Genomic DNA, 12280 nt, shown 5'->3' with positions numbered 1-12280 from the left:
TGCCTGCCGGACGGGTCGCAGGAGCCGAAGAAGGCGTTCCACGCGTACGCCGCCTGGCCGGGCCGGCGGCCCGCTCAGCCGGTGAGGACCAGGCCCTGAGGCGCGCTCAGCCGGTGAGGACCAGGACGGTCACCGTCGCGGCGAGGCCGGCCACGGCGAGGCCCGCGCCGGTGGCGACGAACTTGGCCAGCGGCACCCGCACGTCCCCCCGGCGGCACCACTCGAACCACAGCAGGGTCGCTAGCGACCCCCACGCGTGATCACCGGGCCGAGGTTGGTGCCCGCGAGGAGCGACAGCAACTGCGTGTGGTTGGCCGCGGGGATGACCTGCTCGCCCGCGACGTACGCCGGGAGGTTGTTGACCACGTTGGACAGCGCGGCCCCGGCGGCGGCCGCGCGGTAGGCGCCGTCTCCGTCGCCGCCCACGCCGACGAGCCCGCGCATCACGTCCGCCAGGCCGAGGCGGCTGAGCGTCGGGACCACGAGGAACAGGCCGGTGACGAAGACCAGCAGCCGCCAGGGGAGCAGGCCCCACACGAGCTTCGCCCGGTCGCGCCAGGCGAAGGCGGCGACCACCGCGACCGCCGCGACGAGGGCCGCGACGCCGATCTCGACGCCCGCCAGGATCGCGGCGATGAACAGCAGGCAGGCCACCCCGGAGACGCCGAACAGCACCCGGTCGGCCACCGGGACCGGCGGCGGATCCTGTGGGACGTCCCGGGGCGCACCCGCCGCGCGACCCTGCTCGGCCTGCCGGAGGGCTGGGCCGCCTTCTCCCCCGGCGGGCTGTACAAGCTGGAGGGCGACGTGACGGGCCAGTTCTGGTTCGTGCTCGGCATGTGCCGGTTCGAGCCGGGTGAGCTGGACGAATACCTGCCGGAGGTCCGGCGGCTGGCCCTGGACGAGCCCTTCTGACACGTCGCGGGTCCGGCGCCCGAGCTCAGCGCCCGGGCGTGATCTTGGCGGCGCTCGTTTCGCGGGCGGTGCGGAGCCCGGAGACGACCATGTGGGCCAGCAGGGCGTAGCTCTCGTCCAGATCCTCGGCGAGACGGAACGCGCCCTCCGCCTCAAGGACGGCGAAACCGTGCGTCACGGCGCGCAGGCAGCGGACCGCGTGGATCGCCGCCGACCCCTCCAGCCCGTACGCCCGCAGCGCCGCGAGCATCACGCCGACGAGCCGTTCCCCCGCCTCGGCCGTCTCCGGCAGCGGCGCCTGGATCAGGACCGCATAGCGGTGCGGGTGCCGGGCGGCGTACGACCGCCAGCCGTCCATCAGGGCGCGCAGCGCGTCGTCGCCCGACCGGCCGAGCACCGCCTCCGCCGCGATCTCGGTCAGCTCCGCCAGCACCCGCCCGCAGATCTGGCCACGCACCTCGGCCAGGCCGCGTACGTGCTTGTAGAGCGAGGGGGTGGCGACCCCCGCCCGCCCGGCGACCGCGGACAGGGTGAGCGCGTCCGGGCCCTCCTCGTCCACGATCCGCAGCGCGAGGCCGACGACGGCGTCCGGAGACAGAGACGCTCTAGGCACGAGCCTCCTCCTTGAGGAACGCCAGCACGGCGGCGGCGACCTCGCCGGGGTGCTGCGCGTGCGGGTAGTGCCCGGCGCCGTCGATCATCGCCACCTTCCCAAGCCCGGCCGGCATGCCGGCGACCACGGCGTCCGCCTCGGCTCGGGGGTCGGCCCAGTCGGGGTCGCGGGTCCCCATGACGACCAGGGCGGCGCAGCGGACGCGGCCGAGGTGCGCGCCGGCGTCCTTGGGGGCGGACGCCCCCATCGCGCCGACCACGGCCATGCGGCCCGGCCTGCTCAGGTCGCCGTCGAGAGTGGTCAGGTATCCCGCCCAGTCGGCGGGCTTCACGCCGGGGTAGGCGTGGCCGAGGTAGCTCTTCCACAGGCCGGTGCTGCGGAGGATCGCCACCCCCATCAGCAGCGTCATGCCCCTGCGGTAGTGGCCGTTGCGCAGCAACCCGCCCAGGTCGGGCTGCTGCGGCCGGGTGAACGGGGCGATCTCCACGAGCGCGCCGACCAGCTCGGGCCGCCGCGCCGCCGCGATGGTGGCCGCCCCTCCGGCGAACGAGTGCCCCACGACCACGGCGGGACCGCCCAGGTGCTCGATCAGGGCGACGATGTCGTTCGCGGTGTCGGTGCGCGTGTAGGAGTCCCAGCCGAGGCTCGACTCGCCGTGCCCGCGCAGGTCCATGGCCGCCACGCGGTAGCCGGCGGCGGCCAGCGCGGGCGCGAGGAAGCGGTAGGCGCGCCTGCTGTCCCCCATGCCCGGGACCATCACGACCAGCGGGCCCTCCCCGATCACGTCGTACGCGATCTCACCGTCGCCGATCTTCAGGAACTGTGTCACGCCACTCTCGGTCACGCCGTCCTCCAGGCTCATCTTCATAGCCTTAAAGCTAATGGCATTAGCTAGATCCGTCAAGGCGCGGGCCCATGCGGGTGGCAGGAACATCACGCGAACGCCTTTACGATGTAGATTCGTAAGTAGGCCGGGCGCGCTTCGTCCGGGCTCCGGCTTCGCCGGGCGTCAGCGCTAGGAGGAGGCGCGGGTGCTCAGGTCCTGCCAGACCTTGTCGACCTGGGCCTCCAGCTGGTCCAGGGAGCCCTCGTTGGCGATCACGATGTCGGCGATCCTGAGGCGGTCCTCGCGGGAGGCCTGGGCCGCGATCCGGGCGCGGGCGTCCGCCTCCGGCATGCCGCGCGACCGCAGCAGCCGCTCCAGCCGGACGTCGTCCGGCGTGTCCACGACGATCACCACGTCGTACAGGGGGGCCAGGTTGTTCTCGGCCAGCAGCGGCACGTCGTAGACGACGACCGCGTCGTCCGGGGCCTCCCGCTGCAGTTGCTCACTGCGCTCGCCCACCTTGGGGTGGACGATCCCGTTGAGGACCCGCAACTTCTCGGTGTCGGCGAAGACGATCGAGCCGAGCCGTTCCCGGTCGAGGGCTCCGCCGGGGCGGAGCACGCCCTCGCCGAACGCCGCGACGATCTGCGCGAGCCCGGGGGTGCCGGGTTCCACGACCTCTCTGGCGATCTTGTCCGCGTCGACGACGACGGCGCCGCGGGCGGCGAGCCGGCGCGACACCTCGCTCTTGCCCGAACCTATGCCGCCCGTGAGCCCGACCTTCAGCACGTCCCGCAGCCTATCGGGCAGGCTGGGGCTCCCGGCGCAGGTGGACCAGCATCAGGTGGTCCTGCACCCGTTCCCGCTGGGTCTCGCGGTAGCCGAGACGCCGGTAGAGCCGCAGGTTCCCCTCCGACAGATGCCCCGTGAACAGGTCGAACGCCGCCGCCTCGGGCACGGCCTCGTGGATCGCGGCCAGCAACGCGGTGCCGATCCCCTGCCCCTGCCGGTCGGGTGCGACGACGAGACGGCCCACCAGGCACGTCGTGCCGGACAGCCGGCCCCGGACCGCGCCGACCACCCGCCCGCCGTCCGTCGCCTTGAGCACGAGCGCCGTCTCGATCACCATACGCACCTGGTCGAGCGACTCCACGAGCGGCGCGATGAACGGGTCGCCGTAAAGCTGCGCCTCGATCACGTACGCGGCCCGCTGCAGGGTGAGGATCTCCCCGGCGTCCCCGGGCACGGCCCTCGTGATCTCCACCACACCGCCACCCTATCGGCGATCGGCCCGGCGCGACCGGCGCGCCGGTCGCGGACAGCGGAAAGGCCCCGCCGAAGCGGGGCCTTCCCTATGGTGTCGCGGTGTCCGACCAGACCCTGCGTCAGCTCTGGCCGCCGGCCAGCTTCTCGCGCAGGGCCGCGAGGGCCTCGTCGGAGGCGAGAGCGCCGCCGCCGCCGCTACCGCTGCCGCCGCTGCTGGACGACTGCGCGGTGGTCTCGCCGCCGCCGCTGTAGGACGACGGAGCGGCCTCGCTGGCCGCCGCCTCCTCCTGGCGGGCCTTCTCGATCTGCGAGCGGTGGGCATCGAAGCGGGACTGGGCCTCGGCGTACTGCCGCTCCCACTCCTCACGCTGCTTGTCGAAGCCATCAAGCCACTCGCCGGTCTCGGCGTCGAAGCCCTCGGGGTAGATGTAGTTGCCCTGGTCGTCGTAGGTCGCCGCCATGCCGTACAGCGTGGGGTCGAACTCGACCTCGGCGCCGACGCCCTCGTTGGCCTGCTTGAGGGACAGCGAGATGCGGCGGCGGTCCAGGTCGATGTCGATGATCTTCACGAAGATCTCATCGCCGACCTGCACGACCTGCTCCGGGATCTCCACGTGGCGCTCGGCCAGCTCGGAGATGTGGACCAGGCCCTCGATGCCCTCCTCGACCCGGACGAACGCGCCGAACGGCACCAGCTTGGTGACCCGGCCGGGCACGACCTGGCCGATCTGGTGCGTGCGGGCGAACTGCTGCCAGGGGTCCTCCTGCGTCGCCTTGAGCGACAGCGAGACCCGCTCGCGCTCCATGTCGACGTCGAGAACCTCGACGGTGACCTCCTGGCCCACCTCGACGACCTCGGACGGGTGGTCGATGTGCTTCCAGGACAGCTCCGACACGTGCACCAGACCGTCGACGCCGCCGAGGTCGACGAACGCGCCGAAGTTGACGATCGAGGACACGACGCCCTTGCGGACCTGGCCCTTCTGGAGGGTGTTGAGGAACGTCTGGCGCACCTCGGACTGGGTCTGCTCAAGCCAGGCGCGGCGCGACAGGACCACGTTGTTGCGGTTCTTGTCGAGCTCTATGATCTTCGCCTCGAGCTCGCGCCCGACGTACGGCTGCAGGTCGCGGACCCGGCGCATCTCCACGAGGGAGGCGGGGAGGAAGCCCCGCAGGCCGATGTCGAGGATCAGGCCGCCCTTGACCACCTCGATGACCGTGCCGGTGACAATGCCGTCCTCGTCCTTGATCTTCTCGATCGTGCCCCAGGCGCGCTCGTACTGGGCGCGCTTCTTGGACAGGATGAGGCGGCCTTCCTTGTCCTCCTTCTGGAGGACCAGGGCCTCGACGTGCTCTCCGACCTCGACGACGTCGGCAGGGTCGACGTCGTGCTTGATCGAAAGCTCGCGGGACGGGATGACGCCCTCGGTCTTGTAGCCAATGTCGAGCAAGACCTCGTCTCGATCGACCTTGACGACGGTGCCTTCAACGATGTCGCCGTCGTTGAAGTACTTGATGGTCTCGTCGATCGCGGCGAGGAAGGCCTCCTCGGAACCGATGTCGTTGACCGCTACCTGCGGGGTGCTCGAGGTGGCCTCAGTGCTGCTCGTCATGTGTGGAATTGCTCCGAACCGGACAGATGTCGTTGTGACAGAAGCGCGGCGGGCCGTTTTCGTTCACCGGGATGCCGTTTGTGCCTGGTAGCGACCAGATGACCGAGCGCGAGCCCGCTCCGTCCGTGACGCGCGCGAGCCCACAGCGCAGCGATCAGCATATGAGACATGGCGAGCCGGGTCAATCCGAGGCAACCGGACGCGTTCGCCTAGTACGTGATCACCGACGTGGCCCGGCCCGGCGAGAGCGTTGCCCGGAGTTTGCGCGGCACGGACACCCGGTCCGGATCGCCGTCCGAGGTGTAACGCTCCTTTGGGTGTTCGCCGAGCCACTCCAGCCAGTAGGTCGTGCACCACCGCCGGCAGTCCCCGTGTTTTCCGTTGGACTGGATCCGCGGGATCGCGTAACGCGGGAAGCTTTTCGCGAACGGCGAAACCGTGGGCTCCGCTCCGGCCAGGAAGACGGCGTCGAAGTGGTACCCCGTGCCGTCCCACTTCCCGTCGTGCGCCCGGCTCAGCTTCCTCGGGCGCGAGCCGTACGGCAGGGCGAAGGTGGTGGAGGACGGCACGCCCATCTTCTTCAGCAGCCGCTCCTGCCGGACGATCTGCTCGCTCACCCCCTTGTTCGACAGCCGGTGGAGATCCAGATGGGAGTAGGTGTGGTTGGCCACCTCGAAGCCGTGGTCGAGCAGCCACTTCACGGCCTTCTTCTGCTGCGCCCGGTCGCGCAGGCCGAACGGGTCACGGTTGACCCAGAAGGTCGCCGTGGGCCGGAAGTTCGGATACTTCGCGGCGACCTCGTAGATGACCCCGACGGCCGTGTCGTTCTCCGGCATGCCGTTCCGGTCCGTCGCGAAGTGACTGGGATGTCCGTCGTCGAAGGTCAGGACGACGGGATGGGTCCCGGCGGGAATGTCGATCTTCCCGGCGACCAGTTCGGCCGCGGTGATCGGCACGTAGTCGCTCCTGGCCAGGCGCTCCAGCTCCTTGCGCAGCTGGTCGGGGGTCCGGTCGATCGAGGCGATCCGCTTGGGCAGGATGCGGTGATACATGATCACGGGAATCAGCCCGGCCTCGTTCGCCTTGACCTTCTTCGCCGACTCGGCGGTGGCGCGCACCGGGGGCGCGCTGGGCTGCGCCGACGAGGCGGACGGCTGGGGCTGGACCTTCGACCGGCCGTCCCCCTGGAAGCCGCCTCCCTGTGACCGGGTCAGCAGCACGAGCACGACGAGGCCGACCACGACGACGACGACGGTGGCGGCGAGGATGGTGGCGGCGGCGGTCATCCGGGCAAGGTTGCGCACAGTTATTTGACCTTACTGCCCGCCGTGTCCCTATTCATCTGTGTTGCAATTTTTCTGTGGACTGGAGCCTGCGTGCCTGCGGACGGCACGGACACGTCACCTACGCGCCGGACGAGGACGCGCTGCGGGCCCGGCTACGCGCCGAGACCCCGCTCGGAGAGGCGTGGCGCTGCCTGCGCTGCGGCGACTTCACCCTGGGCCCGCCGCGCGGCGCGGGACCGGCCGGGGACGCGCCGGTCGTGCTGCGCGGCCGGGCGCTGCGGGACGCCGCCGTGCTGCGGACGATCGCCGTCTTCCGCTGGGCCAAGGCGGTGCTCGTGCTGGGCGGCGCGTACGGCGTCTGGCGGTTCCGCGCGCATCACGACGCGGTGCGGCGGGCGTTCGACGAGAACCTCCCGCTGGTCGAACCGCTGGCCCACCGGCTCGGGTGGAACCTCGACCAGTCAGGCGTGGTGCACACCCTGCGGACCGTGCTGGCCGCGCGCACGAGCACCCTGGCCGGGATCGTCCTCGCCCTGCTCGCCCTCGCGGCGCTGATGCTCGTCGAGGGCGCGGGCCTGTGGCTGCTGAGGCGCTGGGGAGAGTACTTCTCGGTGGTCGTGACCTCGGCGTTCATCCCGGTGGAGAGCTACGAGATCGCCGAGAAGGTCAGTCCGTTCCGGATCGTGCTCCTGCTGGTCAACATCGCGGCCGTCCTGTACATCGCCCTGAGCAAACGCCTGTTCGGCCTGCGCGGCGGGCGGACGGCGTACGAGGCGGAGCGGCACGAGGCGAGCCTGCTGGAGGTCGAGGAGGCCGGTCTGACCAGGGCCGGACGGGCCCACAGGCCCGCCCGCTCATGACCGTCAGTGGCCGGCGTCCTCCCAGGTGGCGCCGACGCCGACGCCGACCTCCAGCGGCACGCTCAGGTCGTAGGCCCGGCACATCCGCTGCCGCACGATCTCGGTGAGCTCCTCCAGCTCGCCCGGCGCGACCTCGAACACCAGCTCGTCGTGGACCTGGAGCAGCATGCGGGAGCGCATGCCCGCGATCGCCCGCTGCACGTTGAGCATGGCGACCTTGATGATGTCGGCGGCCGAGCCCTGGATCGGCGCGTTGAGGGCCATCCGATCGGCCATCTCCCGGCGCTGCCGGTTGTCGCTGGTGAGATCGGGCAGGTAGCGGCGGCGGCCGAGGATGGTCTCGGTGTAGCCGTCCTTGCGGGCCTGCGCGACGATCGCCTCCAGGTAGTCGCGGACGCCGCCGAACTCCTCGAAGTACTCCTCCTTGAGCGCCTTCGCCTCCGCCACCGGGATGTTGAGCTGCCCCGAGAGCCCGAAGTCGGACAGCCCGTAGGCGAGGCCGTAGTTCATCGCCTTGATCCGGGCCCTCAGGTCGGCGTCCACCTGCTCGGGCGGCAGGTCGAAGACCCGCGACGCGGTCGCCTTGTGGAAGTCGTGCCCGGACTCGAACGCCGCGATCAGCGACTCGTCCCGCGACATGTGGGCCATGATCCGCAGCTCGATCTGGCTGTAGTCGGCGGTCAGCAGCGTCTCGTAGCCCTCCCCCACCACGAAGCCCCTGCGGATGCGGCGGCCCTCGACGGTGCGGATCGGGATGTTCTGCAGGTTCGGCTTCTCGCTCGACAGCCGCCCGGTGGCCGCCACGATCTGGTTGAACGTGGTGTGGATCCGCCCGTCGTCGGAGATCTCCTTGATCAGGCCCTCGACCGTGGTGCGCAGCTTGGCCTGGTCGCGGTGGCGCAGCAGGATCACCGGAAGCTCGTTGTCGGTCTGCTGGGCCAGCCACGCGAGCGCGTCGGCGTCGGTCGTGTATCCGGTCTTGATCTTCTTCGTCTTCGGCAGGCCGAGCTTGCCGAACAGGATCTCCTGCAACTGCTTGGGCGAGCCGAGGTTGAACTGCTCCCCCACGGCCTGGTGGGCGGCCTCGGTCGCCTGCTTGACCGCCGCGCCGAACTCGGCCTCCAGCCCCGCGAAGTACTCCCGGTCGGCGGCGATGCCGGCCCGCTCCATCTCGGCCAGCACGCGCACCAGCGGCAGCTCGACGTCGGTCACCAGGCGGGTGCCGCCACGCTTGGACAGATGACCCTCCAGCGCGTCGGCGAGGTCGCGCACCGCCTGGGCGCGCAGGGCCAGATCTCTGGCCACGCCCTCGTCGGCGTCCTCGAACAGCGACGTCTGCCCACCGGGGGCGGACTCCGCCCGCAGCTCCCGGTGGATGTAACGCAGCACCAGGTCGTCGAGCGGGAACGACCGCTGCCCCGGCATGGCCAGGTAGGCGGCGAGCGCGGTGTCGCAGGTCAGGCCGCGCAGGTCGTGGCCCTGGGCCCACAACGCCAGCAGCGCGCCCTTGGCGTCGTGCACGGCCTTCGGCCGGCTCTCGTCCGCCAGCCAGGCGCCCAGCGCCGCCTCGTCCTCCTCGGTGAGGCGCGTGGGGTCGAGGTAGGCGGCGCCGCCGGGGGCGGCGATCGCGATGCCGTCGAGCCGCCCGGTGCCGCTGCCGTACGCGGCCTGGAAGGCCAGCCCGGCGCGGCCGGCCGGGAGGGCGGCGAGCCAGGCCGCCACCCGGCCCGGCTCCGGCACGGTCACCTCCAGCTCGAAGCCCTCGCCGGCCTCGGGCTCGGTGGTGCCGAGGGTCTTGAACAGCCGCTCGCGCAGCTCACCCCGGATCTGCAGCGAGTCGAGGAGCTTGTTGACCTCCTCGCGGTCCCACCCGCCCATGGTCAGCGCGGACACCTCGGCGTCGACCGGGGCGTCGCGCTTCAGCTCGGTCAGCATCCGGTTGTGGATCACCTGGCCGAGGTGCTCGCGGAGCTTGTCGCCCGCCTTGCCCTTCACCTCGTCGGCCCGCCGGACCAGCTCGTCGAGCGAACCGAACTCCGCGATCCACTTGGTGGCGGTCTTCTCCCCCACGCTCGGGATGTTCGGCAGGTTGTCGCTCGGGTCGCCGCGCAGGGCCGCGAAGTCCGGGTACTGCGCGGGGGTCAGGCCGTACTTGTCCACCACGGCCTCGGGGGTGAAGCGGGTCATGTCGCTGATGCCGCGCCGGGTCATCAGCACCGTGACCTTGTCGTTCACGAGCTGGAGCGCGTCGCGGTCGCCGGTGACGACGAGCACGCTCATGTCCTCGGCGGAGGCCCGGGTCGCCAGCGTCGCGATCACGTCGTCCGCCTCGAAGCCCGCCAGCGACAGATGCGGGATCCGCAGCGCGTCGAGCAGCTCGAAGATGAGCTGCATCTGGCCGCGGAAGTCCTCCGGGGTCTCCGCCCGGTTGGCCTTGTACGCCTCGTACGCCTCGTGCCGGAAGGTGGGCTCGCTGCGGTCGAAGCAGACCGCGAGGTGACTCGGCCGCTCGTCACGCAGGATGTTGGCCAGCATCGAGGTGAAACCGTAGACGGCCTCGGTGCGCTGACCGTCCGTGGTCATGAGATTGGCGTCCTTCAGCGCGTAGAACGCGCGATAGGCGAGGGAATGCCCGTCCAGGAGCAGCAGACACGGACGGGTGGGGGTCGCTTCACTCTTCGGCACACCCGCAGCCTAGTCTCCCTCTACGACAGAAACCCGTGGTCTTCCCACCGGAGGCGTCCCCTTGACGTTGACGAATCCCGACGAGTTCGTGGCGGAGATGAACGCCTCGCCGGGCCTGCACCGGCGCATGGGCATCGAGTTCCTCGAGGCGAGCGCGGAGCGGGTGGTCGGCCGCATGCCCGTGGAGGGCAACACCCAGCCGTACGGCCTGCTGCACGGCGGCGCCTCGTGCGTGCTGGCCGAGACACTCGGCTCGACCGGCGCCGCCCTGCACGCCGGGCCGGGGCGCAGGGTCGTCGGCATCGAGATCAACGCCACCCACCACCGCGCCGCCACCTCGGGACACGTCACCGCCGTCGCCACCCGGGTGCACGGCGGGCGCACGCTCGCGACGTACGCCATCGAGATCACCGACAGCGAGGGCCGGATGGTCTGCACGTCCCGCCTCACCTGTCTCATCAGGCCCGAATGAGCGGGCCGCGCACGCCCGGGACGCCGGCATGCGGACAAGAGGTGCAACCGGCTCTCGGGACGCATCGAGGGCCAAACCGGAACGGCTTGCGACTCTCTTTGCACGCGGGTCGCTCCGGTCGCTAGCGTTGTGGCTCCAGAGCCCGTGGGGAACCGAGTAGACAACGTGCGGAGCCGGGGAAGCTGTGTACGGTCCCAAAGGTCACCCCACGGGCTCATCGTCGCTCCGCGCCGCCGGTTCTCAGCACCGTCGCCCCGAATGACTCATGACAGCCCGCTGACCTGCGAAAGCTTTTCTCACGTCAGTGACACACCATGGTCACCGATTGGTGACGAACAACCCTGAACCGGGCGTCCCAGGCTTATGCTCCGGCCACAACAAGACAGAACCTGTCCGATGTTGCGCGTCCGCGGTTGGGGCACGACCCCGCCACGACCTGAATCAGAGGAGCACCATTGCGCAGAGCCGTGATCGCGTTCACGGCCTTCATGGGTGGACTCGTCTTTCTCCTCACCGCCCCCGCGTGGGCGGACGGAGAGGCACTGAAGGGCACACTCCAAAACCAAGGCCAGCCGGTGAACGGCGTGAAGATCAGTGTGGTGGCGGAGGACGGCAAACCCGTCGACGACGCCACCTCGGGTGCCGACGGCAAGTGGGAGGTGCCCGTTCCCAAGGCGGGCAAGTACAAGGTCACCCTGGACGCCTCCACGCTCCCCGCGGGGATCGCCCTGAAGTTCCAGGACAGGTCGACGCTCGACGTGCAGGTGTACGACGGCAGCGTACGGAACGTCCTGTTCGCCCTCGTGCCGGCCGGCGCGAAGGGCGGCGCCGCGTCCGCCGACGACGGGGGGACCTCGTTCTGGGACCGGGTCGCGCAACTCACCTTCGAGGGCTTCAACCTCGGGCTCATCATCGCCCTCGCCGCCATGGGCCTGTCGCTGGTGTTCGGCACCACCGGCCTCACCAACTTCGCCCACGGCGAGCTGCTCACGTTCGGCGCGATGTGCGCCTACTTCTTCAACGTCGTCGTGGGGGTCCACCTCGTCTGGGCCGCGCTGATCTCCGTCGTGATCGGCGGGATCTTCGGGTACGGACAGGACCGGTTCTTCTGGGGACGGCTGCGCAGGAGAGGCAGCAGCCTCGTGGCCATGATGATCATCTCGATCGGCCTGGCCCTGTTCCTGCGGTACGTCTTCCTGTTCTTCTTCGGCGGTGAGGGCGCGCCGTACGCCAACTACAACGCCCAGCCGGGCGTCCAGGTGGGCCCGATCTCCGCCGCGCCGAAGAACTTCGTCGCCATGGGCATCGAGCTCCTCGTGCTCGTGATCGTCGGCCTCGCGCTGCTCAAGACCCGCATCGGCAAGGCCGCCCGCGCGGTCGCCGACAACCCCGCGCTGGCCGCCTCCTCCGGCATCAACGTCGACCGGGTCATCCGGATCATCTGGACCGTCGGCGGGGCGATCGCGTCGCTCGCGGGCGTCATGCTCGGCCTGTCGCAGAACGTCGGCTACCAGATGGGCTTCCAGATCCTGCTGCTCGTCTTCGCGGGTGTCACCCTCGGCGGGCTCGGCACCGCGTTCGGCGCCCTCGTCGGCTCCATCGTCGTCGGCCTGTTCATCCAGCTGTCCACCGTCGTGGTGCCGACCGAGCTGAAGACCGTCGGCGCGCTGCTGGTGCTCATCCTCGTCATGCTCTTCCGGCCGCAGGGCATTCTCGGCCGGCGCGAGCGCATCGGCTGATCGGA

General features: G+C 70.6%; 11 protein-coding genes. 3 read left to right on the top strand and 8 right to left on the bottom strand.

Features of this window, described 5'->3' with window-relative positions; translation table 11 throughout:
• Positions 1-240 precede the first annotated feature (240 nt).
• From OG344_RS22080 to OG344_RS22050, 7 genes are all read right to left on the bottom strand, one after another.
• Positions 241-687 (bottom strand): hypothetical protein, encoded by a 447-nt coding sequence (locus OG344_RS22080; RefSeq protein ID WP_405084687.1) that lies wholly within the window; start codon positions 685-687, stop codon positions 241-243.
• 253 nt (positions 688-940) lie between these two features.
• A complete protein-coding gene (locus OG344_RS22075) occupies positions 941-1528 on the bottom strand; it encodes a TetR/AcrR family transcriptional regulator (protein ID WP_405084686.1) in 588 nt (195 codons plus the stop codon).
• The gene (locus OG344_RS22070; RefSeq protein WP_405084685.1) at positions 1521-2396 is read right to left on the bottom strand and encodes an alpha/beta fold hydrolase; all 876 of its coding nucleotides are present in this window, start codon (positions 2394-2396) and stop codon (positions 1521-1523) included. Before OG344_RS22070 ends, OG344_RS22075 begins: the two co-directional genes overlap by 8 nt.
• A 147-nt stretch (positions 2397-2543) precedes the next feature.
• A complete protein-coding gene (gene coaE, locus OG344_RS22065) occupies positions 2544-3143 on the bottom strand; it encodes a dephospho-CoA kinase (RefSeq protein WP_405084684.1) in 600 nt (199 codons plus the stop codon).
• A gap of 10 nt (positions 3144-3153) precedes the next feature.
• The gene (locus OG344_RS22060) at positions 3154-3621 is read right to left on the bottom strand and encodes a GNAT family N-acetyltransferase (protein WP_405084683.1); all 468 of its coding nucleotides are present in this window, start codon (positions 3619-3621) and stop codon (positions 3154-3156) included.
• Positions 3622-3739: 118 nt separating this feature from the next.
• The gene (gene rpsA / locus OG344_RS22055) at positions 3740-5233 is read right to left on the bottom strand and encodes a 30S ribosomal protein S1 (protein ID WP_405084682.1); all 1494 of its coding nucleotides are present in this window, start codon (positions 5231-5233) and stop codon (positions 3740-3742) included.
• Between the two features lie 209 nt (positions 5234-5442).
• Complete coding sequence (locus tag OG344_RS22050; RefSeq protein WP_405084681.1) at positions 5443-6519, bottom strand: polysaccharide deacetylase family protein; 1077 nt, start codon at positions 6517-6519, stop codon at positions 5443-5445.
• Positions 6520-6593: 74 nt separating this feature from the next.
• Between OG344_RS22050 and OG344_RS22045 the strand changes: the two genes are divergently transcribed.
• Positions 6594-7379, top strand: a complete 786-nt coding sequence (locus tag OG344_RS22045) for a DUF2127 domain-containing protein (RefSeq protein ID WP_327045197.1) — start codon at positions 6594-6596, stop codon at positions 7377-7379.
• A gap of 3 nt (positions 7380-7382) precedes the next feature.
• On the opposite strand, the gene polA is transcribed toward OG344_RS22045, so the two are convergent.
• Positions 7383-10064 (bottom strand): DNA polymerase I, encoded by a 2682-nt coding sequence (gene polA / locus OG344_RS22040; RefSeq protein WP_405084680.1) that lies wholly within the window; start codon positions 10062-10064, stop codon positions 7383-7385.
• 97 nt (positions 10065-10161) lie between these two features.
• On the opposite strand from polA, the gene OG344_RS22035 reads away from it, so the two are divergent.
• Complete coding sequence (locus OG344_RS22035) at positions 10162-10536, top strand: PaaI family thioesterase (protein ID WP_405089142.1); 375 nt, start codon at positions 10162-10164, stop codon at positions 10534-10536.
• Positions 10537-11120: 584 nt separating this feature from the next.
• Positions 11121-12275, top strand: coding sequence for a branched-chain amino acid ABC transporter permease (locus tag OG344_RS22030; protein ID WP_405084679.1), 1155 nt, complete (start codon positions 11121-11123; stop codon positions 12273-12275).
• The last annotated feature ends 5 nt before the right edge of the window (positions 12276-12280 follow it).

Source organism: Microbispora sp. NBC_01389 (assembly GCF_045040095.1).
Lineage (GTDB): Bacteria > Actinomycetota > Actinomycetes > Streptosporangiales > Streptosporangiaceae > Microbispora.
The sequence above is the reverse complement of the archived record's forward strand: the minus strand, read 5'-3'. Positions and strand labels throughout refer to the sequence as shown.